The organism is Streptomyces sp. NBC_01465, from assembly GCF_036227325.1.
Taxonomy (GTDB): Bacteria; Actinomycetota; Actinomycetes; order Streptomycetales; family Streptomycetaceae; genus Streptomyces.
In genome coordinates, this window is the sequence record NZ_CP109467.1 from 1,717,197 (window position 1) to 1,741,207 (window position 24,011).

Annotated in this window: 16 protein-coding genes; 6 read left to right on the plus strand and 10 right to left on the minus strand. The window is 70.0% G+C overall.

Annotation, left to right across the window (positions count from 1 at the left end; all coding sequences use genetic code 11):
- The first annotated feature begins 73 nt into the window (after positions 1-73).
- Positions 74-2,023: an alkyl/aryl-sulfatase gene (locus OG707_RS07890; protein ID WP_329115811.1), complete on the plus strand. Its 1,950-nt coding sequence runs from the start codon at positions 74-76 to the stop codon at positions 2,021-2,023.
- 60 nt (positions 2,024-2,083) lie between these two features.
- Here the strand turns inward: OG707_RS07890 and pyk are convergent, their stop codons facing one another.
- On the minus strand, positions 2,084-3,520 hold the full coding sequence (gene pyk, locus OG707_RS07895; RefSeq protein WP_329115813.1) for a pyruvate kinase: 1,437 nt from the start codon (positions 3,518-3,520) through the stop codon (positions 2,084-2,086).
- 137 nt (positions 3,521-3,657) lie between these two features.
- Positions 3,658-4,338, minus strand: coding sequence for an SIMPL domain-containing protein (locus tag OG707_RS07900; protein ID WP_329115815.1), 681 nt, complete (start codon positions 4,336-4,338; stop codon positions 3,658-3,660).
- A 135-nt stretch (positions 4,339-4,473) separates the two neighbouring features.
- Between OG707_RS07900 and OG707_RS07905 the strand changes: the two genes are divergently transcribed.
- Positions 4,474-6,279, plus strand: coding sequence for a bifunctional metallophosphatase/5'-nucleotidase (locus OG707_RS07905; protein ID WP_329115817.1), 1,806 nt, complete (start codon positions 4,474-4,476; stop codon positions 6,277-6,279).
- A 61-nt stretch (positions 6,280-6,340) separates the two neighbouring features.
- Here OG707_RS07905 and OG707_RS07910 read toward each other — a convergent pair whose 3' ends face one another.
- Both OG707_RS07910 and OG707_RS07915 read right to left on the minus strand, forming a co-directional pair.
- Positions 6,341-7,750 (minus strand): lysine N(6)-hydroxylase/L-ornithine N(5)-oxygenase family protein, encoded by a 1,410-nt coding sequence (locus OG707_RS07910; RefSeq protein WP_329115819.1) that lies wholly within the window; start codon positions 7,748-7,750, stop codon positions 6,341-6,343.
- Positions 7,747-9,123: a pyridoxal phosphate-dependent decarboxylase family protein gene (locus OG707_RS07915; protein ID WP_329115821.1), complete on the minus strand. Its 1,377-nt coding sequence runs from the start codon at positions 9,121-9,123 to the stop codon at positions 7,747-7,749. Before OG707_RS07915 ends, OG707_RS07910 begins: the two co-directional genes overlap by 4 nt.
- Positions 9,124-9,862: 739 nt before the next feature.
- Between OG707_RS07915 and OG707_RS07920 the strand changes: the two genes are divergently transcribed.
- Positions 9,863-10,705: a GNAT family N-acetyltransferase gene (locus tag OG707_RS07920; protein WP_329115823.1), complete on the plus strand. Its 843-nt coding sequence runs from the start codon at positions 9,863-9,865 to the stop codon at positions 10,703-10,705.
- On the opposite strand, the gene pepN is transcribed toward OG707_RS07920, so the two are convergent.
- Genes pepN through OG707_RS07935 form a run of 3 tightly spaced genes read right to left on the minus strand, consistent with a single transcriptional unit; the run spans position 10,702 to position 14,544 of the window.
- Positions 10,702-13,308, minus strand: coding sequence for an aminopeptidase N (gene pepN / locus OG707_RS07925; protein ID WP_329115825.1), 2,607 nt, complete (start codon positions 13,306-13,308; stop codon positions 10,702-10,704). The genes OG707_RS07920 and pepN overlap by 4 nt on opposite strands.
- A gap of 49 nt (positions 13,309-13,357) precedes the next feature.
- Positions 13,358-13,660, minus strand: coding sequence for a chorismate mutase (locus OG707_RS07930; protein WP_329115827.1), 303 nt, complete (start codon positions 13,658-13,660; stop codon positions 13,358-13,360).
- Between the two features lie 11 nt (positions 13,661-13,671).
- Entirely contained in the window at positions 13,672-14,544 is an 873-nt protein-coding gene (locus tag OG707_RS07935) for an AraC family transcriptional regulator (protein WP_329115829.1), read from the minus strand.
- A 112-nt stretch (positions 14,545-14,656) separates the two neighbouring features.
- On the opposite strand from OG707_RS07935, the gene OG707_RS07940 reads away from it, so the two are divergent.
- Positions 14,657-16,378 carry a glycoside hydrolase family 35 protein gene (locus OG707_RS07940; protein ID WP_329115831.1) on the plus strand — a complete coding sequence of 574 codons (1,722 nt, stop codon included), beginning with the start codon at positions 14,657-14,659 and terminating at the stop codon, positions 16,376-16,378.
- Between the two features lie 67 nt (positions 16,379-16,445).
- Here the strand turns inward: OG707_RS07940 and OG707_RS07945 are convergent, their stop codons facing one another.
- Positions 16,446-19,541 (minus strand): endo-alpha-N-acetylgalactosaminidase family protein, encoded by a 3,096-nt coding sequence (locus OG707_RS07945; protein ID WP_329115832.1) that lies wholly within the window; start codon positions 19,539-19,541, stop codon positions 16,446-16,448.
- A gap of 83 nt (positions 19,542-19,624) precedes the next feature.
- The gene (locus OG707_RS07950; RefSeq protein WP_329115833.1) at positions 19,625-20,386 is read right to left on the minus strand and encodes a S1 family peptidase; all 762 of its coding nucleotides are present in this window, start codon (positions 20,384-20,386) and stop codon (positions 19,625-19,627) included.
- A gap of 101 nt (positions 20,387-20,487) precedes the next feature.
- Between OG707_RS07950 and OG707_RS07955 the strand changes: the two genes are divergently transcribed.
- Both OG707_RS07955 and OG707_RS07960 read left to right on the plus strand, forming a co-directional pair.
- Positions 20,488-21,378 (plus strand): hypothetical protein, encoded by an 891-nt coding sequence (locus OG707_RS07955; protein ID WP_329115835.1) that lies wholly within the window; start codon positions 20,488-20,490, stop codon positions 21,376-21,378.
- A 49-nt stretch (positions 21,379-21,427) separates the two neighbouring features.
- Positions 21,428-22,903, plus strand: coding sequence for a HEAT repeat domain-containing protein (locus tag OG707_RS07960; protein ID WP_329115836.1), 1,476 nt, complete (start codon positions 21,428-21,430; stop codon positions 22,901-22,903).
- A gap of 220 nt (positions 22,904-23,123) precedes the next feature.
- Here OG707_RS07960 and OG707_RS07965 read toward each other — a convergent pair whose 3' ends face one another.
- Entirely contained in the window at positions 23,124-24,011 is an 888-nt protein-coding gene (locus OG707_RS07965; RefSeq protein ID WP_329115838.1) for an SDR family oxidoreductase, read from the minus strand.

The following is a 24,011-nucleotide window of genomic DNA, read 5'->3' on the forward strand; positions in this document are numbered from 1 at the left end:
ACCTTGACCCACCCGTACCCGCCCTGCGAAGTTCGCGTCATCCCTGTCGCGATCATCGTCCGAAGAGGTACGCATGAGCCCCATCAACCGCCGCGGCTTCGTCGCAGCAGCCGCCGGAGCCGCCGCTGCGGCCGTAGCCGTCAGTCCGGAGGCGTTCGCCGCCGGGAGACCCCTCGGTGCGGCCGCCGACGGTGAACTCAGCGCTACCGATGGGGATTCCTTGAACTACGACGACACCACCGACTTCACCAACGCCGACAAGGGCTTCATCGCCGCCCTCACCCCCGGTGTCGTCAAGAACGCCGCCGGCAAGGTGGTCTGGGACAACGACGCCTACGCCTTCCTCAAGGGCGACGCACCCAAAACCGCCAACAAGAGCCTCTGGCGGCAGTCGCAGCTCGTCTCCAAGCAGGGGCTCTACAAGGTCACCGACCGGATCTACCAGGTCCGTGGGCTCGACCTCGCGAACATGACGATCGTCGAGGGCGACACCGGCATCATCGTCATCGACACCCTCATATCCGCGGAGACCGCCGCCGCCGCGCTAAAGCTCTACCGCGACAACCGCGGCGACAAGCCCGTCACGGGCCTCATCTACACCCACCCGCACGTCGACCACTTCGGCGGCGCGTACGGCGTTCTGCCCAACGGCGCCGGCAGCGTGCCCGTCTACGCCCCCGAGGGGTTCGTGGAGCACGCCGTCTCGGAGAACGTGTACGCGGGCACCGCCATGACCCGCCGCTCCTCCTACATGTACGGCGCCCAGCTCCCCAAGTCAGCCGCCGGGCAGATCGGTTGTGGTCTCGGGCAGAACGTTTCGCTCGGGACCGTGGGGCTGATCACGCCCACGAAGTACGTCTCCGAGACCGGTCAGGTCGAGACGATCGACGGCGTGAAGATCGAGTTCCAGATGACTCCGGGCACCGAGGCCCCGGCGGAGATGAACTTCCTCTTCCCCGACCTCCGGGCCGTGTGCATGGCGGAGAACGCCACTCACACGATGCACAACATCATCACGCTGCGCGGTGCGCAGGTCCGTGACGCCCGTGAGTGGGCGCACTATCTGAACGAGTCCGTTGAACTCTTCTCCGGGCAGGTGGATGTCGCGTTCGCGCAGCACCACTGGCCTACGTGGGGCGAGGAGAACATCGTCGGTCTGCTGGAGAGTCAGCGGGATCTGTACACGTACATGCATGACCAGACCCTCCGGATGATCAACATCGGGAAGACGGGCCGGGAGATCGCCGAGGAGATCGTGCTGCCGCCGGCGCTGGCGGAGGTGTGGGCCAACCGCGGGTACTACGGCTCGCTGTCGCACAACGTGAAGGGCATCTACCAGCGGTACATGGGCTGGTTCGACGCGAACCCGGCGCACCTCTGGGAGCACCCTCCGGTGGAGGAGGCCAAGCGGTACGTGAAGGCGTTGGGTGGTCGTGGGGCGACGGTCGCGAAGGCGCTGGAGTTCGTGCACAAGGGTGATCTGCGGTTCGCCGCAACGCTGTTGAACCATGTGGTCTTCGCCGATCCGGAGCACACCCGGGCGAAGAAGGAGCTCGCGAAGGTCTACACGACGCTGGCGCACGCGTCGGAGAACGCCGTGTGGCGCAACTTCTATCTCACGGGTGCCATGGAGCTGCTCAATGGCGTGAAGCCGGGTGAGTCGACCTCCGTGAGCCCGACGATGATGATGGCGCTCTCGGTGGATCAGTTGATCGACTCGGTCGCGATCCGGATCAATGGTCCGAAGGCCTGGGATCTGAAGATCAAGATGGACTGGACGTTCCCGGCGCTGGGGACGACGTGGCATCTGCTGCTGCAGAACGGTGCGTTGACGTATCGGAGTGATGCGAAGGCGGACAGCGCTGCCGGGGTGACGCTGACCATGACGAAGCCGCAGTTGCTGCAGATGCTGGGTGGTGCCGGGCTCGGTGACATCAAGGTGGCGGGTGATGTGACGCTGCTGCAGAAGCTTCTGGCGGTCGTCGACAAGCCGGATGCCAACTTCGCGGTGGTGACGCCGTAGTTCGGGGCGCGCAGACGAAGAGGGGCCCATCTGTTCAGGTGAAGGACCCCCCTTCTGTGCCTACTTGGGGCTGTCGTCCTCGCCGATGTGGTGGACGCGGACCATGTTGGTGGAGCCTGCGACGCCGGGCGGGGAGCCTGCGGTGATGACGACGACGTCGCCCTTCTGGCAGCGGCCGACGCGGAGGAGGAGTTCGTCGACTTGGGCGACCATTTCGTCGGTGGATTCGACGCGGGGGCCGAGGAAGGTCTCCACGCCCCAGGTGAGGTTGAGCTGGGAGCGGGTGGCCGGTTCGGGGGTGAAGGCGAGGAGCGGGATGGGTGAGCGGTAGCGGCTGAGGCGTTTGACGGTGTCGCCGGACTGGGTGAAGGCGACGAGGAATTTGGCGCCGAGGAAGTCGCCCATTTCGGCGGCTGCGCGGGCTACTGCTCCGCCTTGGGTGCGGGGCTTGTTGCGTTCGGTGAGCGGCGGGAGTCCCTTGGCGAGGACGTCTTCTTCTGCCGCTTCTACGATGCGGCCCATCGTCTTGACCGTCTCGATGGGGTATTTGCCGACGCTGGTTTCGCCGGAGAGCATCACGGCGTCCGTTCCGTCGATGACGGCGTTGGCGACGTCGCTCGCTTCGGCGCGTGTGGGGCGGGAGTTGTCGATCATCGATTCGAGCATTTGGGTGGCGACGATGACCGGCTTCGCATTGCGCTTGGCGAGTTTGATGGCGCGCTTCTGGACGATCGGGACTTGTTCGAGGGGCATTTCGACGCCGAGGTCGCCGCGGGCGACCATGATGCCGTCGAATGCGGCGACGATGTCCTCGATGTTCTCGACGGCCTGGGGTTTTTCGACCTTGGCGATGACGGGGAGGCGGCGGCCTTCTTCTTCCATGATGCGGTGGACGTCTTCGATGTCGCGTCCGCTGCGTACGAAGGAGAGGGCGATGATGTCGGCTCCGGTGCGCAGCGCCCAGCGGAGGTCTTCGATGTCCTTCTCGCTGAGGGCGGGGACGGAGACGGCGACGCCGGGGAGGTTGAGGCCCTTGTGGTCGGAGACCATGCCGCCTTCGACGACGGTGGTGTGGACGCGGGGGCCGTCGACCGAGGTGACTTCGAGGGCGACTTTGCCGTCGTCGACGAGGATGCGTTCGCCTGCGGTGACGTCGGTGTGGAGGCCGTCGTAGGTGGTGCCGCAGGTGTGGCGGGTCCCTTGGGTGCCGGGTTCGACGGTGATGGTGAACTCGTCGCCGCGTTCAAGGAGTACGGGGCCTTCGGCGAAGCGTCCGAGCCGGATCTTCGGGCCTTGAAGGTCGGCGAGGATTCCGACGCTGCGGCCGGTTTCGTCGGCTGCTTTGCGGACGCGCTGGTAGCGCTCCTCGTGCTCGGCGTAGGTGCCGTGGCTGAGGTTGAAGCGGGCAATGTCCATTCCGGCTTCGACCAGTGCCTTGATCTGGTCGTATGTGTCGGTGGCGGGGCCCAGGGTACAGACGATCTTTGCTCGGCGCATGGTTCGAGCCTAGGCCTTACCGGTGGGTAGGGAATTGGCTGCGCATGACTACTCAACAACCTTTGCGTGAAAGGTTATTGACAAGTGTTGAATTGTGCGCCGGGGTGCTCTGATGAGCATTCAGGGGCGTGTTCGGGTCAGAGTTTTGGCGGGCTCATGGTGAAGCGCGCGGTGACCTGGGCGTAGACGGTCTGGCGTTGTGGTTCGAGGTCGAGGGCGGGGGCTGCGCTGTCTTCGGCGTCGGCCGCGAGGGACATCCGGCGGCTGAAGCCCCCGGCGCGCGAGACGGTGGAATGGCCGTTCTCGACGCCCTGGTCGGCGAGTTCGAGGAGGGCTGCGAGCTCGGCGCCGAGTGCTGCCGCGTACTCGCGGGCGCGGGTGACGGCTTCCTTCACTGCTTGGCGGCGTGCCTCGCCCTGGGCGGGTGAGGTGGGGCGCAGGGACCACCAGGGGCCGTCGACGCGGGTGAGTTCGAGGTCGGCGAGGCGGGTGGTGAGTTCGCCGAGGGCGGTGAAGTCGTTCAGTACGGCGGTGATGTGGACGCGGCCGTGGTAGGCGCGGATGCGTTCGCCGCGGCCGTGGGTGCTGAGTTCGGGGCTGATGGAGAAGCGGCCGGATTCGAGCTTTTCGACGGCGTCTCCGTATCCCTTGGTGAGTTCGAGGACGGCTGCGTTGCGCCTGGTGAGGTCCTCGAGTGCGGCTCTGCGGTCTTTGCCGCGGGCGCTGACGAGGACGGAGACGGTGGCGATCTCGGGGTCGACTTCGAGGGTGGCTTCGCCGCGGACGGTGACGAGGGGTGTTTCCGGTGTTCCGGCCATGGGTCCACCTTCGCATCCAGGTCGGACAACTGGCAGTCACCAGATCGAAACCTGTCAGGGGTGTTGCCGTGTGGTGCCGCTGGGTCAGAATCTACGCGCGTTGTTAAGTTCAAGAGCTGCTCAAGAGGGGGCAAAATGCCGCTGGATCGCAGGACGTTTCTTGGTACGTCGGCCGCTGTCGGTGCGGGTGCCGCGATCGCCGGGGGTACCGCTGTGCCGGCCGAGGCGCACGAGCACGGCCACGGTCACGGACGTCCGCCGAAGCGGTACTCCTTCACGGTGATGGGCACGACCGATCTGCACGGGAATGTCTTCAACTGGGACTACTTCACGGACAAGGAGTTCGACGACAAGGCCCACAACGACGTCGGCCTGGCGAAGATCTCCACGCTGGTGGACCAGATCCGCAAGGAGAAGGGCCGCCGCAACACCCTGATGATCGATGCGGGTGACACGATCCAGGGCACGCAGCTCTCGTACTACTACGCCAAGGTCGACCCGATCACGGCGAAGCACGGTCCGGTGCACCCGATGGCGCAGGCGATGAACGCGATCGGTTATGACGCCGCGGCGCTCGGCAACCACGAGTTCAACTACGGCATCCCGGTGCTGCGCAAGTTCGAGGAGCAGTGCGACTTCCCGCTGCTCGGTGCGAACGCGCTGGACGCGAAGACGCTGAAGCCGGCGTTCGCCCCGTACGTCATCAAGCGGGTCCGCACCCCGCACGGCCACGATGTGAAGGTCGCGGTCCTCGGGCTGACGAACCCGGGCATCGCGATCTGGGACAAGGCCAATGTGAGCGGGAAGATGGTCTTCCCCGGTCTTGAGGAGCAGGCGGCGAAGTGGGTGCCGAAGCTTCGCTCCATGGGCGCGGACGTGGTGATCGTGTCGGCGCACTCGGGGTCGAGCGGTACGTCGTCGTACGGTGACCAGCTGCCGTACATCGAGAACGCGGCCGGTCTGGTGGCCGAGCAGGTCCCGGGCATCGACGCGATTCTGGTCGGGCACGCGCACACGGAGATTCCCGAGTACTTCGTGGAGAACAAGGCGACCGGCAAGAAGGTCGTGCTGTCGGAGCCGCTGAAGTGGGGTCAGCGGCTGACGCTGTTCGACTTCGATCTGGTGTGGGCGAAGGGCCGTTGGACGGTGGAGAAGGTCGGCGCGCAGGTGCTGAACTCCAATACGGTCGCCGAGGACCCGAAGATCACCAAGCTGCTGGTGGACGAGCACACGAAGGTCGTGGCGTACGTCAACCAGGTCATCGGCACGTCGACCGCGGCGATGACGACGGCCGAGGCGGCCTGGAAGGACGAGCCGATCATCGATCTGATCAATGTCGTCCAGGCGGAGACGGTGAAGGCTGCCCTGGCGGGCGGCGCGTACGCGGCGCTGCCGGTGCTTTCGCAGGCGTCGTGCTTCTCGCGCACCGCGCAGATCCCGGCCGGCAATGTGACGATCAAGGACGCTGCGGGTCTGTATCCGTTCGAGAACACCCTTGAGGCGCGGCTGCTGACAGGTGCTCAGCTGAAGGACTATCTGGAGTTCTCGGCGCGGTACTACGTGCAGACGCCCGCGGGTGGTGTGGTCGACACGTCGAAGCTGACGAACGCGGACAACACTCCGGACTACAACTACGACGCGGTCTCCGGGCTGACGTACGAGATCGACATCGCGAAGGCGGCCGGTTCGCGGATCGTGGGTCTGTCCTTCGAGGGCAAGGCGATCGATCCTGCGGCGCAGTTCGTGCTGGCGGTGAACAACTACCGGGCGAGCGGTGGCGGGAACTTCCCGCACGTTCCGGGTGCGCAGCAGCTGTGGGCGAACTCCGAGGAGATCCGCAACACGATCATCTCGTGGGTGAAGGCGAAGGGTTCGGTGGACCCGGCGGCGTTCGCTTCGGTGGACTGGAAGCTGACGCGGGACGGCGTGCCGGTCTTCTAGCGCGTACGTAGTGAGAGGGGGCTGTCCGGGGTTCGTTTCCCTTGGGCAGCCCCCTTTTGTGTCAGGTGCGTTCGGCGAGCGGTACGAGGCCTTCGTGGCGTTGCGGCGGGAGGGCCTTCTCGCGGTCGAGGCCGAAGCTGGTGAACGCGGTGCGGCGCGGGAGCGGGTAGGGCTCCTTGCCGGTGAGGGAGTTGAGGATGGTCGCGCTGCGCCAGGCGGCGAGGCCGAGGTCGGGGGCGCCGACGCCGTGGGTGTGGCGTTCCGCGTTCTGTACGTAGACGGAGCCGGTGACGCTGGGGTCGAGGACCAGGCGGTAGTTCTCGTCGATGCGGGGGCGCTCGGAGGAGTCTCGGCGCATGTACGGGTCGATGCCGGCGAGCATGCCGTCGACGGAGCGTTCCTTGTAGCCGGTGGCGAGGACTACGGCGTCGGTGGTGAGGCGGGAGCGGGTGGACTGCTGGGCGTGTTCCAGGTGGAGTTCGACCTTGGTGGCGCCGACGCGGCCCGCGGTGCGGACGGAGACGCCGGGGGTGATCGTGGCGTCGGGCCAGCCGCCGTGCTGGGTGCGGCGGTAGAGCTCCTCGTGGATGGCGTTGATGGTGTCGGCGTCGATGCCCTTGTGGAGCTGCCACTGCTGGGGGACGAGCTTGTCGCGTACGCCCTCGGGCAGGTGGTGGAAGTAGCGGGTGTAGTCGGGGGTGAAGTGTTCCAGGCCGAGCTTGGAGTACTCCATGGGTGCGAACGATTCGCTGCGGGCCAGCCAGGTGAGCTTCTCGCGGCCTGCGGGGCGGGCGCGGAGCAGGTCGAGGAAGACTTCCGCGCCGGACTGTCCCGAGCCGATGACGGTGATGTGCTCGGCGGCGAGGAGGCGGGCGCGGTGGGTGAGGTAGTCCGCGGAGTGGACGACGGGGACGGTGGGGGCCTCGGCGAGGGGCTTGAGGGGTTCGGGGATGTACGGCTCGGTGCCGACGCCGAGTGCGAGGTTACGGGTGTAGGCGCGGCCCAGGGCTTCGGCTTCGCCCTCGGTGTCGAGCTGGGTGAAGTCGACCTCGAACAGGGAGCGTTCGGGGTTCCAGCGGACGGCGTCGACCTGGTGGCCGAAGTGGAGTCCGGTGAGGTTCTCGCTGACCCAGCGGCAGTAGGCGTCGTACTCGGTGCGCTGGATGTGGAAGCGCTCGGCGAAGTAGAAGGGGAAGAGGCGCTCGCGGGACTTGAGGTAGTTGAGGAACGTCCAGGGGCTGGCCGGGTCTGCGAGGGTCACCAGGTCGGCGAGGAACGGGACTTGGAGGGTTGCGCCCTCGATGAGGAGGCCGGGGTGCCAGTGGAAGGCGGGGCGCTGTTCGTAGAAGGCGGTGGCGATCTGGCCGTGTACGCCGTCGGCGAGGGCGGCGAGGGAGAGGTTGAAGGGGCCGATGCCGATGCCCACCAGGTCGTGGGGCTGGTCTTCGGGGTGCTGCTGGGGGGCGGTCATCGGGGTGTGCTGCCTTCCAGGAGTTTCAGGAGTGTGTGCAGGTCGTCGGTGGTGGCGTGGGGGTTGAGGAGGGTCGCTTTGAGCCAGAGGCGGCCGTCGGCGGTGCGGGCGCGGCCGAGGACGGCTCTGCCCTGGTCGAGGAGGGTGCGTCTGAGGGTGGCGAGGGTTGTGTCGTCTGCGTCGGTGGGGCGCAGGAGGACGGTGGAGATGGTGGGGGGCTCGTACAGCTCGAAGTGCGGGTGTTCGGTGGTTAGTTGGGCGAGTTCGGCGGCGAGTGCGCAGGTGCGGTCGACGAGGTGGGCGAGGCCGTCGCGGCCTAGGGCGCGGAGGGTGACGGCGATCTTGAGTACGTCGGGTCGTCTGGTCGTACGGAGGGATCGGCCGAGGAGGTCGGGGAGGCCGGCCTCGGTGTCGTCGTCGGCGTTGAGGTAGTCGGCGGTGTGGTGGAGGGCGTCCAGGCGGGTGGGGTCGGCCACGGCGACGACGCCTGCGGCGGCGGGCTGCCAGCCGAGTTTGTGGAGGTCGAGGGTGACCGAGTGGGCGCGGTCGATGCCGGTGAGTTTGGGGCGGTGGGTGGCGGAGAAGAGGAGCGGGCCGCCGTACGCGGCGTCGATGTGGAGTTCGGCGCCGTGGGTGTCGCAGAGGTCGGCGATCTCGGGGATCGGGTCGATCTGGCCGGTGTCGGTGGTGCCGGCGGTGGCGACGACGAGGAGCGGGGGGTGCAGGTCGGTGAGGGCGGCGTCGAGCGCGGCGAGGTCCATGGTGCCGGAGGGGGCGGGGACGGCGACGGGTTCGGGCAGGCCCAGGAGCCAGGCTGCGCGGCGCAGGGAGTGGTGGGCGTTGGCGCCGCAGACCACTTGGACGGGGCCGTGGCGTTCGCGGGCGAGGAGGAGGGCGATCTGGTTGGACTCGGTGCCGCCGGTGGTGAGGAGGGCGTCGGGGGCGGGGTGGCCGGGATAGACCTCGGTGGCGAGGGCGCTGGTGACGAGCGCTTCGAGGGCGGAGGCTGCGGGGGCCTGATCCCAGGAGTCCATCGAGGGGTTGAGGGCCGATGCGGCGAGGTCGGCGGCGGTGGCGAGGGCGAGGGGCGGGCAGTGGAGGTGTGCGGCGCAGAGGGGGTCGGCGGGGTCGGCTGCGCCCTCGGCGACGGTGTGGACGAGGGTGCGGAGGGCTTCTTCGGCGCCGGTGCCGGTGCGTGGGAGTACAGGGTGGACGGCTTCGCGTACGCGGGCCGCGGTGTGTTCCGGCCCCCCGGCCGGGAGGGGCCCGCCGCGGGCGACGGCTCCGTCGTGCAGCGCGTCGAGCACGGTGGTCAGCAGCGGGCGCAGGGCGGCGGGGCCTGCGGTGCCGCCGGAGAGGGGCGGGGTGTTCATGCGGGGTGTCGTCCTTCGGGTGCGCGTGGGCAGACACACCAGCTTGACCGGGGATCAGGTGGTGCGGCTGCACAGCACAACGAGCTCAACCCGAAAGTGGTACTGCGGGGCGGTGGGGGGAAGTTGGCGCGGGTGGGGGTGCTATGAGGGTGCGGGTCCGGTGGGGTGGTCCTCCTGGTTGGGGGTGGCTTGGCGTGTCCGGCGGCCGCGGGCCGGTGGGACATGCGCCCGCCTCCGGCGGGCATCCTTCGCCCACCCCGCCCGCCCGTTAATGGAGGCGGGGTTCGGCGACCCCCACGCCGTGGGCGGCCAGGCGCCGTTGGCGGCCGCGGGCCGGTGCGGGGTGCGCCCGCCTCCGGCGGGCATCCTCCGCCCACCCCGCCCGCCCGTTAATGGAGGCGGGGTTCGGCGACCCCCACGCCGTGGGTGGCCGGGCGCCGTTGGCGGGCGCGGGCCGGTGGGGGGCGCCTGACCCTTCGCCCTCCCGCCCGCCCGTTAATGGGGGTCGGGTTGGGCGGCCCCCACGCCGTGGGTGGCCAGGCGCCGTTGGCGGGCGCGGGCCGGTGCGGGGTGCGCCCGCCTGCGGCGGGCATCCTCCGCCCACCCCGCCCGCCTGTTAATCGGGGCTGGGTTGGGCGACCCCCCACGCCGTGGGCGGCCGGGCGCCGTTGGCGGGCGCGGGTTCGTGGGGCTCGCTCCGTGCCGCGTGGTTTCCCGTTGCTGGGGGCAGGCATGGGGCATGTGTACCGATGGCTGGCATGTCACCGACAGCGTCGAGCTCCTTCTCGGCCGTACCCTGCCGTTCCTGGAGTCGCGGCCCGCCCTGCACACCATGCTGCTCACCGTGGTCGAGAAGCTTCGCGCCGGTGCGCCCGTGGTCGTCCTGGGGTGGCTGGAGTGTTCGGGGGGTGTGCGTGCCGCCTTCTACTGGCTGCCGGGCGGTGGGCTCTGTGTCACCTCGCTCGAATCCGAGCAGGCCGATTCCCTTTCCCGGCGCCTCCTCGCCCTCGGGCACAACCCGCCCTACGTGAGCGCCGACCTCCCCACCGCCGCCCTCTTCGGCGACGCCTGGCAGCGGCACAGTGGCGCGAGACCTTCGCTCCGTGTCCAGCTCCATCTGTACCGGCTCGGCGCCCTCACCCCGCCCGATCCCGTTCCCGCGGGGCGAGGGCGGGCCGTCCGCCAGCGGGATCAGGCGCAACTTGTGCGCTGGTGCCGGGAGTTCGCCGCCGATGTGGGGGAAGACGTTCCCGCCGACGCCGGGTCGTGGGGCGGCACCCGGTTCGCGCAGAAGCGCTACACCTTCTGGGAGACCCCCGACGGCACGCCCGTCTCCATGGCGGGCGTGAATCCGATGGTCGGCGGGCAGGTCCGGGTGGACCCCGTGTACACCCCGGCCCACTTGCGCGGGCGGGGGTACGCGGGTGCCGTCACCGTCGCGGTGAGCCGGGCCGCGCTGGAGGCCGGGGCCACCGACGTCGTGTTGTTCACGGACCCGGCCAACACCACCAGCAACGCCCTGTACCGGCGCATCGGATACCGGCCGGTCGCTGACTGGGCGGCCTACGATTTTGCCTACTAGCCCGCCTGGACCCTCAGCGCCCGCAGGAGGTCGTCCAGTTGGTCCACCAGCTTGCGGCGCAGGGCCGGGATCATCTCCGCGTCCCTCAGGCAGGCCTCGCCCTGGGCCAGGGCCGTGCGGGTCGTCTCGTACGCGGGGAAGGCGTGGCGGCCGGCCGCTTCCGCGATGGCGGGGCCCCGGCGGGACGCCAGTGCCACCGCGTCCTCGTAGAAGCGGGGGACGTACTCCCTGGTCAGGTCGGCCTGTTCGGGCTGCCAGAAGCCCTGGGCTGTGGCGGTGAAGAGGTAGTTGGAGAGCGTGTCGTCGGAGAAGAGCGCCGCCCAGGCCGCCTCCTTCGCCTCAGGGGTGGGCAGGGCGGCCCGGCAGCGGGCGGCGCCTTCCTGGCCGGTGGCGCTGGGGTCGCGGTCGAGTTCGGCGGCGATGGCGGTTTCGCCGGTGGCGCCGAGGACGGCGAGGCGGGTGAGGATGCGCCAGCGCAGTTCGGGGTCGAGTTCGGGGCCGCCGGGGACTCCGCTGTCGGCGAGCCAGCCCTGGATGGCGTCGGGCTGGGAGGCGGCGTCGATGAAGTGCCGTACGGCGATGAGGCGCAGGCCCGTGTCGCTGCCGTCCTCGGTGCGGCGGATCAGGTCGCGGCAGATCGCCGTGAGGGTGGCGAGCGCTGCGGGGCGGTCGGCGGGCGCGAGGTAGCGGTCGGCGATCTGGGTGGCGGCGAAGGTGAGGACGCCCTGGGTGATGGCGAGGTCGGATTCGCGCGGGATGTGGGTGCGGGCGGCGTCCAGGTAGGCGGTGGGCGCCAGTTCGCCGTCGCGGACCATGTCGCGGGCCGCGTTCCAGAAGACGGCGCGGGTGAGGGCGTCGGGGAGGGTGGAGAGGGAGCGTACGGCCGTGTCCCAGGACTCGCGGTCGAGGCGGACCTTCGCGTAGGTGAGGTCGCCGTCGTTGAGGAGGACGAGCGCGGGGCGGCGTCCGGCGGAGCCGATACCGATGCTTTTGTCCGCGGAGACGTCGGCCTCCAGGCGGGTGCGGAGGACGAGGCGCTCGGGATCGGCGGGGTCGTGGTCGTAGAGGCCGATGGCCAGGCGGTGCGGCCGGCGCGCCGTGGCCGTGACTGCTCCGAGGCTGCGGCCGAGGCCGGCCGGGGGTGTGGTGCCGTCCGGGCCGGCGGAGTCCGCGGCGAACAGGGCTGCGGGGCGCACGGTGGCGTTGGGCGCGTGGCTGATGCCGAGGCTCCAGCTGGTGTCGCTCCCGGTGACCTCGGGCACCAGCGTGTCGACGCCCGTCGTACGCAGCCACTGCTCGGCCCAGGTGTGGACGTCGCGGTCGGTGGCCGATGCGAGGGAGTCGATGAAGTCCGCAAGCGTCGCGTTGGCGAAGCGGTGGCGGGCGAAGTGGGTGTTGATGCCGGCCAGGAAGTCCTTCTCGCCGAGCCAGGCGACGAGTTGGCGCAGGGCGGAGGCGCCCTTGGCGTAGGAGATGCCGTCGAAGTTGAGGAGGGCCGATGCGGTGTCGGGGACGGCCTCGGGGTCGGGGGCGACGGGGTGGGTGGAGGGGCGCTGGTCGGCGTCGTAGCCCCAGCCCTTGCGGGCGACGGCGAAGTCGACCCAGGTGTCGGTGAAGCGGGTGGCTTCGGCGAGGGTCTGGTAGCCCATGTATTCGGCGAAGGACTCGTTCAGCCAGATGTCGTCCCACCACTGGAGGGTGACGAGGTCGCCGAACCACATGTGGGCCATTTCGTGGGCGATGACCATGCCGCGGGTCTGGCGCTCGGTGTCGGTGACGGCGGAGCGGTAGACGAATTCGTCGCGGAAGGTGACGAGGCCCGGGTTCTCCATGGCGCCGGCGTTGAATTCGGGGACGAAGGCCTGGTCGTAGGAGTCGAAGGGGTAGGGCTCGTCGAACTTCTCGTGGAACCGGTCGTAGCAGGCGCGGGTGATGTCGAGGATTTCGTCCGCGTCGGCGTCGAGATAGGGGGCCAGGGAACGGCGGCAGTGGATCCCGAAGGGGATGCCGGCGTGTTCGGTGCGGACCGAGTGCCAGGGGCCTGCGGCGACGGCGACGAGGTAGGTGGAGATCAGCGGGGTGGCCGCGGCGCTCCAGCGGCCGTCGGCCTGCTGCTCGGTGATGCCGTTGGAGAGGACGCTCCAGCCGTCGGGGGCGGTGACGGTGAGGTCGAAGACGGCTTTGAGGTCGGGCTGGTCGAAGGCGGCGAAGACGCGCTGGACGTCTTCCATGAAGAGCTGGGTGTAGACGTAGCTCTCGCCGTCGGTCGGGTCGGTGAAGCGGTGCATGCCTTCGCCCGTACGGGAGTAGAGCATGTCGGCCTCGATGCGCAGTTCGTGCGAGCCCGCGGTGAGGCCGGTCAGGGCGAGGCGGTTCTCGACGAGGGTTTCGGGGTCGAGGGGCTGTCCGTCGAGGGTGACGGAGCGCAGGGTGTCCGGCTTGACTTCGACGAAGGTGTCCCCGGCCTCGCGTGCCGTGAAGGCGATGAGGGTGCGGGAGTCGAAGGTGTCGTCGCCCTGGGTGAGATCGAGTTCGATCGTGTACCGCTGGACATCGAGGAGCCTGGCACGGGTCTGCGCTTCGTCGCGCGTCAGTACGGACATGCGCCCATGGTGCCGTACGGCACTGACATGGCGCAGCGGACGGTGGGAGTCAGCCGGACTGGGCGATCGTCTCGTGGTGGCGGATCACCTCGGCGATGATGAAATTGAGCAGTTTCTCCGCGAATGCCGGGTCGAGGCGGGCGCTCTCGGCGAGTTCGCGGAGGCGTTCGATCTGGCGGGATTCGCGGGCCGGGTCGGCGGGCGGCAGCTGGTGCTTGGCCTTGAGTACGCCGACCTGCTGGGTGCATTTGAAGCGTTCGGCGAGCATGTGCACGACTGCCGCGTCGATGTTGTCGATGGATCCGCGGAGGCGGTTCAGCTCGGCTTGGACGGCCGGGTCGATCTCGGTCATGGTCAGCGAGCTTACGTGGCGCGGGTGGGAAGCGTCGGAGGGTGTTCAGGATCCGGGATCTGGTTGCTCCAGCCGCCGGGGACGGTGCGTCCCTGCTGTTCGCGGAAGCGGATGGGGGCGGTGCCGACGCGCCGGGTGAACAGGCGTGAGAAGTAGGCGGGGTCGTCGTAGCCGACGCGGCGGGCGACGGCGGCGACGGGGAGTTCGGTGGCGGCGAGGAGTTCTTTGGCGCGGCCGAGGCGGATGCCGAGAAGGTAGTCCTTGGGGCTGCATCCGGCGCCTCTGCGGACGGCGGTGCGGAGTTCGGCGGGGGTCATGGAGTGGCGGGCCGCGTGTTCGGCGACGGACAGCGGCTGGAAGGCGTCGCGGGCCAGGGCCTGGAGGACGGGGTCGCCGTCGGGGGCGGTGTCGGCGCGGGCGCGGCGCAGGGCGACGAGGAGTTCGTGGACGGCGGCGCCCGTCTCGACTTCGAGGAGGGGGTTGCCGCGGCGGGCGGCGCAGGCGATGCGGCCGATGGCGGCGCGGGGGCCTGTGGCATCGGAGAGGGGGACGACGGGGCGGTCGGGTTCGATGTAGCCGAGTTCGGTGTAGGTGGTGGTGGCGGGGCCGCTGAAGTCGACGAACGATTCGTCCCAGCCGGCGACGGGGTCGGGTCCGTAGTGGTGGGCTGTGCCGGGGGTGAGCCAGATCAGGGCGGGTGCGGTGATGTCGGTGCGGCGTCCGTCGGCGCCCTTGAACCAGCCGCTGCCGGCGCTGACGACGACGGCGACGTGGTGGTCGAGGGTGCGGGGGCCGACGGTGGGCAGGGTGCCGTGCTGGAGGCCTACACCGAGGCAGACCAGGCCGAGGCGCTGGTGGACGGGGCTGGGGGTGAAATAGCGCATCCAGGTGTGGTAAACCACCGCGAATCGCCCTTTCTGTGTGCTGCGTTGCGTCCAACCAGCGTTGATCTTTGTCCATGGACCGGATCGCCGCCAGGGGGCAAAGGTGGGCTGCGTGGCAGATTTCACGGTGGGTGAGCAGGATTTTCAGCTGGACGGGCGGCCGGTACGGCTGCTGTCGGGGGCGATGCACTACTTCCGGGTGCACGAGGAGCAGTGGGGGCACCGGCTCGCGATGCTGCGGGCGATGGGGCTCAACTGCGTGGAGACGTATGTGCCGTGGAATCTGCACGAGCCGCAGCAGGGCCGCTTCCACGACGTGCAGGCGCTGGGCCGGTTCCTCGACGCGGCGCAGGAGGCGGGGCTGTGGGCGCTGGTGCGCCCAGGTCCGTACATCTGCGCCGAGTGGGAGAACGGCGGGCTGCCGCACTGGCTGACCGGTCCTTTGGGGCGGCGGGTGCGGACCCGGGATCCGGAGTTCCTCGGGCATGTGGACCGCTGGTTCCATCATCTGCTGCATGAGATCGTGCCGCGGCAGATCGACCGCGGCGGCCCGGTGATCATGGTGCAGGTCGAGAACGAGTACGGGAGTTACGGCTCGGACCAGGTGTATCTCGCGCATCTGGCGGGTCTGCTGCGCCGTCGCGGGGTGAGTGTCCCGCTGTTCACCTCCGACGGCCCGGAGGACCACATGCTGACGGGCGGCTCCGTGCCGGGGGTGCTGGCGACGGCGAATTTCGGGTCGGGTGCGCGGGAGGGTTTCGAGGTGCTGCGCCGGCACCGGCCGCGCGGGCCGCTGATGTGCATGGAGTTCTGGTGCGGGTGGTTCGACCACTGGGATGCGGAGCATGTCGTACGCGATCCGGCGGATGCGGCCGTGGCGCTGCGGGAGATCCTGGAGTGCGGTGGTTCGGTGAATCTGTACATGGCGCACGGGGGCACGAACTTCGGGGGTTACTCGGGTGCGAACCGGGCGGGTGAGCTGCACGGCGGCGAGCTGCAGCCGACGGTGACGAGTTACGACTACGGAGCTCCGGTGGACGAGTTCGGGCGGCCGACGGAGAAGTTCTGGCTGTTCAGGGAGATCCTGGCGGAGTACCAGGACGGCCCGCTGCCCGAACTGCCGCCCGCGCCCGCTCCCTTGGGTGCTCCGGTGCGTCCTGTGCTGAGCGAGTGGGCGCCGCTGGCGGAGGTTCTGGCGTCGCTCGGCGGCCCGGAGCGGGAGAGCGCGGTCCCGGCGACGTTCGAGGAGCTGGATGTGGACCGGGGTCTGGTCCGCTACCGGGTGGACGTGCCGGGTCCGCGCAAGCCGTATCCGCTGACGGTCTCGGGGCTGCGGGATGCGGCGGTGCTGTACGTCGACGGGGTACGGACCGAGCTCGGGGCCCCGGTGGCGGGCCCGGCCGCAGTCGAGCTGTGGGTGGAGTCCCTGGGCCGGGTCAACTACGGGCCGCAACTGGCGGAGTCGAAGGGCATCACCGGCGGGATCCTGCACGAGCGGCAGTATCTGCACGGGGTACGGGCGCAGGGGCTGCGGCTGGACTCCTTCGACGATGCGGCGGCGGTCGCGAAGCTGCCGTTCGCCCCGGTCGAGGGCGGGGAGCGGGGTCTGTACCGGGGGACGTTCGAGGTCCGGGGCGTCGGTGACGCGTCGCTGGAACTGCCCGGCTGGGGGCGGGGGTTCGTTTGGGTGAACGGTTTCTGCCTGGGCCGTTACTGGTGTGCGGGCCCGCAGACCGCCCTGTACGTACCGGGCCCTGTGCTGCGTGAGGGCGAGAACGAGGTGTGGGTCCTGGAGTTCCTCGAGCCGGGCGACCCCGTCCTGGAGATCAGCTGACGATCCCCCGTGAACAGCCCGGAGGGCCGGCCCCGTGTAAGGGTCGGCCCTCCATTGCGTCTACCCCTTACACCTCGCGCACTTCGAAGGCGTCCAGCGAGAACTCGGCGACCCCGTCGTCGCCGACCTTGCGCAGTCCGACCCAGGCGTCCCCGGCAGCGGGCGCGGTGAACTCGTAGCTCAGCAGGGTGGGTTCGGTGGCGACGGGGAGTTCCTGGCGCGTGAGTTCGCGGGCGGCCGGCTCGTCGACCCCGGTGATCCACGCGTACTGGCCGGCCGTCTGGTTCTCGTACCGGAAGGAGACCCGGTAGCGCTTGCCCGGCGTGAAGCGGACCGTGTGGTCCACCGTCCGGTAGACGAGGCCGTCGTTCTCGCCGCGCGACTTCAGCGACTGGGTGCCGTCGATGATGTCGTCGATCTCCTTGCCGTTCCAGCCGCGCTGCGTGAAGGGGGCGTGCCGTTGCGCGATGTGCGTACGCGGGTCGGTGGCGCCGCCTGCGTCGCCCTTCACGAAGGGGCCCCAGCCCTGGGGGACGTTCTCGAAGTCCTCGAAGACCAGCGTGCCCGCCTTCTCGGTGGGTTCGGCGGCGACGATGCGTACGTTGTCGAAGCGCACCTGCGCCGCTCCCGCATCCGCCCGCAGGGTGAGGTCGACGCGGCCGCCGCCCTCGGGGACGGTGAAGCGGGTGAACATGCGCTGGAAGCGGGAGTCGTGCTTGCGGTCGGCGGCGACGTAGTTCCCGGCGCTGGAGACGTCGGTGAAGTTGGTGGCGGTGACGCCGTCGGCGGTACGGATCTCGAGTGCGGCCCGTCGCCGCTCCCCCGCGCTGGCGCCCACTTCGACCTGCACGGAGGCGGCGTAGGTCCCGGCCGGGAGACGTCCCAGGCGTTGGCCGACGCGGGCCGCAGCGCCCCCGGCGATGACGAGTTCGTAGTCGCCGATCGCGCTGAGGGCGACCTTCGCGGGCCCGCTGACCGTCCAGCCCTTCAGGGAACCGGAGTTGAAGCCGGGGTCGTACACCGCGCTCTTCTGCCCCCAGCCGGGGTCGCCGACGGCCGCGACACGCGTGCGGTACACGACGTACGGCTGACCCGCTTCAGCGTCCAGGGCGACCTTCCCCGACCGTACGGGTGCGTCGCGCACGAACTCCCGCCCCTGGTCGGTGAGCCGGTACACGGCGACGCGCGCCGCGCCCGCCCAGCCGCGCGGGAGTGCCCAACTGCTGCTGCCACCGGCCGGGTTGTAGTGATACAGCTTCCCCGGGTCGGTCGCCTTCCGGGGCTCCCAGGGCAGCAGATAGGCCCCGCCCTCGTACACCACACGCCCGTCGGTGGTGATGCGCCGCGCGCCGCTCGCGTCGTCGACGACCGTCCCCGTGGGTCCGAAGAAGGTGATCTCGTGGTCGGTCCACCGCTTGACGGGGTAGGCCTGCAGGTACTTCGCGGGGAGCGCCTCGGTCCAGATGATGTCGTAGAAGGCGTTCCAGTCGGTCTTGTTGACCCAGCCCTCGAAGTTGCCCATGCGGGCGGCCCCGAGCAGGGTGGGCCACTTGTTGGCGAAGACGTCCTTCTGGTGGTTGCGGACGAAGCGGATCAGCTGGGAGTTGATGCCGCGGGAGGTGTCGCCGCCGTAGTCGGTCTCGTTCGCCCAGTGCGACCAGATCGAGGAGCGTTCCAGGCCGTGGCCCCATTCGCTGGTGACGATCCAGCCCTGTTCGCGCAGGGCGCGCTGGAGGCGGTCGGAGGTCCAGCCGGACTCGCGGAAGACGTCGACGTAGATCGTGTTGAGTGCCGGGTCGGCCTCGCGGCGCAGGTCCTTGAAGCGCTTGATGATGTCGCCGGACACCAGGTCGCGACGCGAGTCGATGCGGTAGCTCTGGTCGAGCCAGTCCCACTGCTCGTTGGTCTTGTCGACGAGCGTCTCGGAGAAGGCGTGGGCGACGGGGTAGGACTCGGTGGCATTCACGTGGACGGCGAAGTCGCTGTTCCACTTGCGGCCTTCCCTGACCAGGGTGTTGAGGTCGGTGAGGCCGCCGGCGCGCTGGTTGTAGTTGCCCGCGTAGTCGGGGTGCGCGGAGTCGTGGCCCTCCGACTGGTAGCCCTTCAGCAGCGTGAACTGCCGCAGCCCGTCCGTGGCGAGGGAGATCCGCTTGACGTTGTCGAGGGTCGCCAGGAAGGGGTTCGTGGCCTGCGAGGCGAAGTTGAAGGGGATGTGCGGGACGACGCGCAGATGCTGCTCGTCGGCGCCGAGCGGCGTGACCATGATGTCGCGGAAGGCGATGGCCGCGTCCTGCCAGTCGACGACGCCGTCGCCGTTGCGGTCGCGGGTGAGGATCACGGTCGCGTACGGGAGGGGCTCGGTGGCGTCCACGGGCGAGGTCGCGGCCCGGTGGGTCCACTGGCCGCAGGCGAGGCGGGCTACCGCCAGGTCGCCGGCCTTCACGGTCTGCCGCCACAGCCGCCCGTTCTCCCAGGTGGTCCCGGCGGCGCTGTCGACCTTGTCGTAGACGGTGTTGGTCTCGACGGCCCCGCCGAGCGTGTCGTGTGCGACGACGGCGTACGCGCATCCGACGGCCGCCGCATCGGGCGCGGTGTCGGCGGCGACCTTCACCAGGGTGTCGCCGCTCTTGGCCTTGTCGAGCTGGATCTTGGCGGCGAGCAGGGTGGCACCGGGCTGGTCGCTGCGTACGGACAGGAACGCGAGCCCCGGTATCTGCAGCGTCCCCACGCGTAGCGCCGCGGTGTCCGCGATCCGTGTCACCCGCCAGTCGACCTGCCAGTCGCGCACCCGGATCTCGACGCCGATCTCGGTCCCGCCGTCGAGGGCGAGGGTGTACGTCATCCGGTCCCGCCCGCGCGGTACGGCCGTCACCTTCGGGGTGTGGGCGACGCCGTCGACGAGGACGGAGGCGACCGGGTCCTGCTGTCCGTACAGGAGCGCGCCGGTCCCGCGGTCGGTGTACGACACGATCCGCGGGAAGTCGGTGGCGACGCGGACGGAGAGCGCGCCGGAGACCAGGACGGCCTCACCCGCCTCCGCGGCGAAGGCGCTGGGGGCACCCACGGCCACTCCTGCCAGCGCACCGGCGGCCACCACGGTCCTGCGGCTGGGTCCGCGCTGTCCTCGCGCCTCTGTCTCTGCGTGCACGCTCGTCTCCTCCATCGCGGGATTCGGATCTTCCCTGCACGTCACGATGGAGGAGTGGGACGGATGAGCCTATGGACAAAGGCGGGACACCTGTTGGACTAAAGCGACCGGGCGGCCTTCGCGATGGCGGGGGCGAAGGCGGACACCTGGGTGTACACACCCGGGTAGCCGGGCTCGGCGCAGCCCCTCCCCCAACTGACGATCCCGACCTGGATCCACGCCCCGTCGCGGTCCTTGCGGAACAGGGGCCCGCCGGAATCGCCCTGGCAGGCGTCGACGCCTCCGGCCTTGAGATCCCCGGCGCAGAGCTCCTGGCCGGGGACGAGGCTGTCCCCGTAGGCCTGCCTGCACCGTGCGTCCGTCACGAAGGGCACGCTCGCCCTGCGCAGATAGCGCTGCTGTCCGCCGCCCTCGCCGGTGGCGCCCCAGCCGGTGACGGTGAAGGTGCCCTGGTCGTACGCGGTCGAGGACGAGGCCCGCAGCGTGGGCAGGGCGAACGGCCGCGCCAGCTTGATCAGCGCCCAGTCGCCGCCTCCGTCGCCGTAGCCGGGTGCCTGGACCACTCTGACGGACGGGACGGTGACGGCTCTGTCACCGAGGAGGTCGACGGAGCCGCCGGTCGCGGTGATCGAGGTGTCGTCGCCCGTGCCGTCGACGCAGTGGGCGGCGGTCAGGACGATGTCCTTGGCGTAGAGCGCGCCGCCGCACCCCATGGACAGCCGTACGACAAAAGGGAATTGGCCCTCTGCGGCGCGGGTGCCGCCGACGACGGGCGGCGGCACCATTCCGCCCAGCGCGAGCACCAGAGCGCCCACTCCCGCGCAACTCGTCAGCCTTCGCAGCCACTTGCTCTTCCTCAACGGACGCCCTCCCGTACGAATATGACCAAGAACTCCGGAAGAGATCATTCCCACCGGAACGTGCGCTATCCGGCCGTTCTGTCCGCCCGTACAGTGGAGTGGTGACGAGCGGCAGCGAGGTCGTACACGGGTATCCGCACCTCGAGACCGTGCGGGCGGCCATCACCGCGCTCTACAAACGCCTGTCGCCCGACGGAATCCGCACCTACGCACCGAGCGTCGCGCCCGTCGATGTCGCCTTCGCCGACGTGGACGATCTCCACCTCGGCGCCCAGCGCGTGGCGCGCACGATGGTGCAGCACCTCCGTCTCCCCGACGCCCGGATGATCGTCAGTTTCCGTGAGATGCAGCATGCGGCGGGGGTCGAACTGGCCGCGGGCCCCGAGTACTTCATCGATCTCAACGACCGCTTCCGCACCCACCGCAACGACATCGGCGCCGCGCTCGCCCATGAGGTGATGCACGTCCTGCTGCACCGTCTGGACCTGACGTTTCCCGGCACGCGCGACAACGAGATCCTCACCGACACGGCGACGACGTATCTGGGCGCGGGCTGGCTGCTGCTCGACGCGTTCCGCGAGGACGAGGTGTCGCGGCAGAAGCTCGGGTATCTCACGCCGGAGGAGTTCGGGTACGTCCTGGCCAAGCGCGCGGAGGTCTTCGGCGAGGACCCCTCGATCTGGTTCACCAGCCCCCAGGCGTACACGGCGTACCGCAAGGGCCTCACCCAGGCGGGCAACGACCACCTTGAGCCGCCGCTGACGGCGGCGGGCTGGTCGGGCCGCCGCCGGTACGCCAAGGACCGCCGTTACGCGGCGGACCACCGGGGCTGGTCGCCGCCCGGATCCGCGTACGCCTTCGAGGGCGGCCCCTCCGATCTGCGGGTCTCCTTCCCCTGCCCGACGTGCTTCCAGCGCATCCGCCTCCCCTGCCGCGGCCGGGTCCGCGCCCGCTGCACGCTGTGCCGCACGGTCCTGGAGTGCGACACCTGACATCCGAAATGTCTTTGCGGTACGGCACCGGGCGCGCGATGGTCGAAGGATGACGAACCTGATGGAGGCGGTGCTCGGCGGCGACGAGGACGCCGTCGTACGGGCACTGCGCGCAGGCGCATCGGCGGAGTCGTCGAGCGAGGGCCTGGGCACGGCGCTGTACCGGGCGGCGCTGGGCGACCGGCCCGGCATCGTACGGCTGCTGCTCGCGGCGGGCGCCGATCCGAACCGCGCGAGCGGCGAGGACACGGTGGACCTGCCGCTGTGCGGGGCGGCGAGCGGCGGCCACGCGGAGGTCGTACGGGCGCTGCTGGCGGCGGGCGCGGAGCCCGATCTGCGCGAGGAGCTCGACTTCACGGCGATGACGTGGGCGGTGCAGAAGGGGTACGCGAAGACGGCGGAGGTCCTCCTCGCCCACGGCGCCGACCCCGATCTGCCCGGCCCCGGCGGGGTGCCACCGCTGGTGACGGCGGCGGGCCGGGGCTCGGCCGAGACCGTAAGAGTCCTGCTGCGGCACGGTGCGAGCGCACGCCAGGAGGCCCTGGCGGAGGCGAGGAGGTGGCTGGAACTGGACGTGGAGCAGGAGGTGCGCCGGCAACTCGCGGACAGCCACGGCGCCGAGCACGAGGCGGCGGCCCGCCTGGTGAGGGAGGACGGCGGGCTGACGGTGGTCGTGGACCTGATCGGCGAGAGGGCCCCTTGGTCGACAGCGGAACAACAAACAGGCCACGGGGCGATCGCGACGCTCCTGGAGACGGAACTGGGCATCGCGGCCCCCTTCGAGGAGCTGGCCGAGCGCGCCCTGCGCCACGGCGATGCGACGCTCGACGACTGGGCGGAGCCGATGTTCGCGCTGCAGCGCAGGGGCGACGAGGAGACGTTCCAGGCCGCGGCGGCGTGGGCGGCGGACGCGAAGGACCCGCTGCGCCAGGCGTTCGCGGCGGACGTGCTGTCCCAACTGGGCTTCACGGAGGGCAAACCCTTCGTACCGCGCTCGCTCCCGCTGCTGCGCGACCTGGCGAGGACCGCGGTGCACCCGGAGCTGATCCAGTCCGCGGTGCTTGCACTGGGCCACCACGGCGACCCGGCGGCACTTCCCGAAATCCTCCAGCACGCCACGCACCCGGACCGCGCGGTGCGCTACCGCGTGGCCCTGGCCCTGCACGGCCTGGTCCGCGCCGAAGACACGGAGGCCCTGTCGACGCTGATCACGCTGACGCAGGACCCGGACGACGAGGTCAGGGACTGGGCGACGCTGGACCTGGCGGGGGTGGAGGCGGACACCCCGCAGATCCGCGAGGCGCTGGCGGCGCGCCTGGACGACGAGGACGAGGACACGGCGGCGGAGGCGGCGAGGGGCCTGGCGATGCGTCAGGACCCGCGGGCAGTAGGGACGTTGGTTCGGATCCTGGCGGACGAGGACCCGGAGGGGTACGCGCACGGGACGGCGCTGGAGGCGATCGAGCACGTACAGGACGAGGCGGCAAAACACCGCTTGACGCGAACGACCCCTCGCTGCCGCTGAAGCCGCCGTACGGGCTGGGTATACCCACCTGAGCTCGCTTGTGCGGGCTCATACAGCCCGCACAAATCGAGCCCACACCGGGAAAAATCCAGCCCCTCCGGCGCTTGAGGAGCGGGGTCTGGGGCGGAGCCCCAGTGGGGGTCCGCGGGGCGACGCCCCCGGTTTCGGGAAGGGGCGGGATTGGGGAAGCCTGTGCGGCGCTGGCCACCCCCACCCCTGACTATCGCGCCCCGTACACCGCCCCCGGAACCTCCGCCGCAGCCAGCAGTTTCACCGCCGCCTCCCCCGCCTCCGCAGGAGTCCACCGCCCACCCCGGTCCACCGTCGGCCCGGCCCGCCACCCCTCCATCACCGTGATCCGCCCGCCCTCCGCCTCAAAAACCCGCCCACTGACCCCCGCACACCCCTCCGACCCCAGCCACACCACCAACGGCGAGACATCCTCCGGCAACCCCTCCAGCCCCCCAAAAGTCTCCTCGGTCATCCGAGTCCGCGCCGCCGGCGCAATCGCATTGACCTGCACCCCGTACCGCCCCATCTCCGCCGCGGCCACCAGCGTCAGCCCCACGATCCCCGCCTTAGCGGCCGCATAGTTCCCCTGCCCCACACTCCCCAACAACCCTGCCCCCGAAGTCGTGTTGACGACCCGCGCGACAACCTCCCGCCCCGCCTTGGCCTCCCCCCTCCAATAAGCAGCCGCATGCTTCAGCGGCAGAAAATGCCCCTTCACATGCACCCTCATCACGGCATCCCAGTCGTCCTCCCCCAGATTGACGAGCATGCGATCGCGCAGGAACCCGGCGTTGTTGACCAGGGTGTCGAGCCGCCCATACGTATCGACAGCCGCGGCCACCAGCGACGCGGCCCCCTCACTCGTGGCGATGTCCCCACCGTGCGCAACGGCCTCACCCCCCAACGCACGGATCTCCTCGACAACACTCCCAGCAGGCCCACCCGACGAGCCCGCCCCATCCAGTCCGACCCCCAGATCGTTGACGACGACCCGAGCCCCCTCCGCCGCGAAGGCCAGCGCATGGGCGCGCCCCAGCCCCCGCCCGGCCCCCGTAACGACAACAACGCGCCCTTCACACAGCCCACTACGACCCAT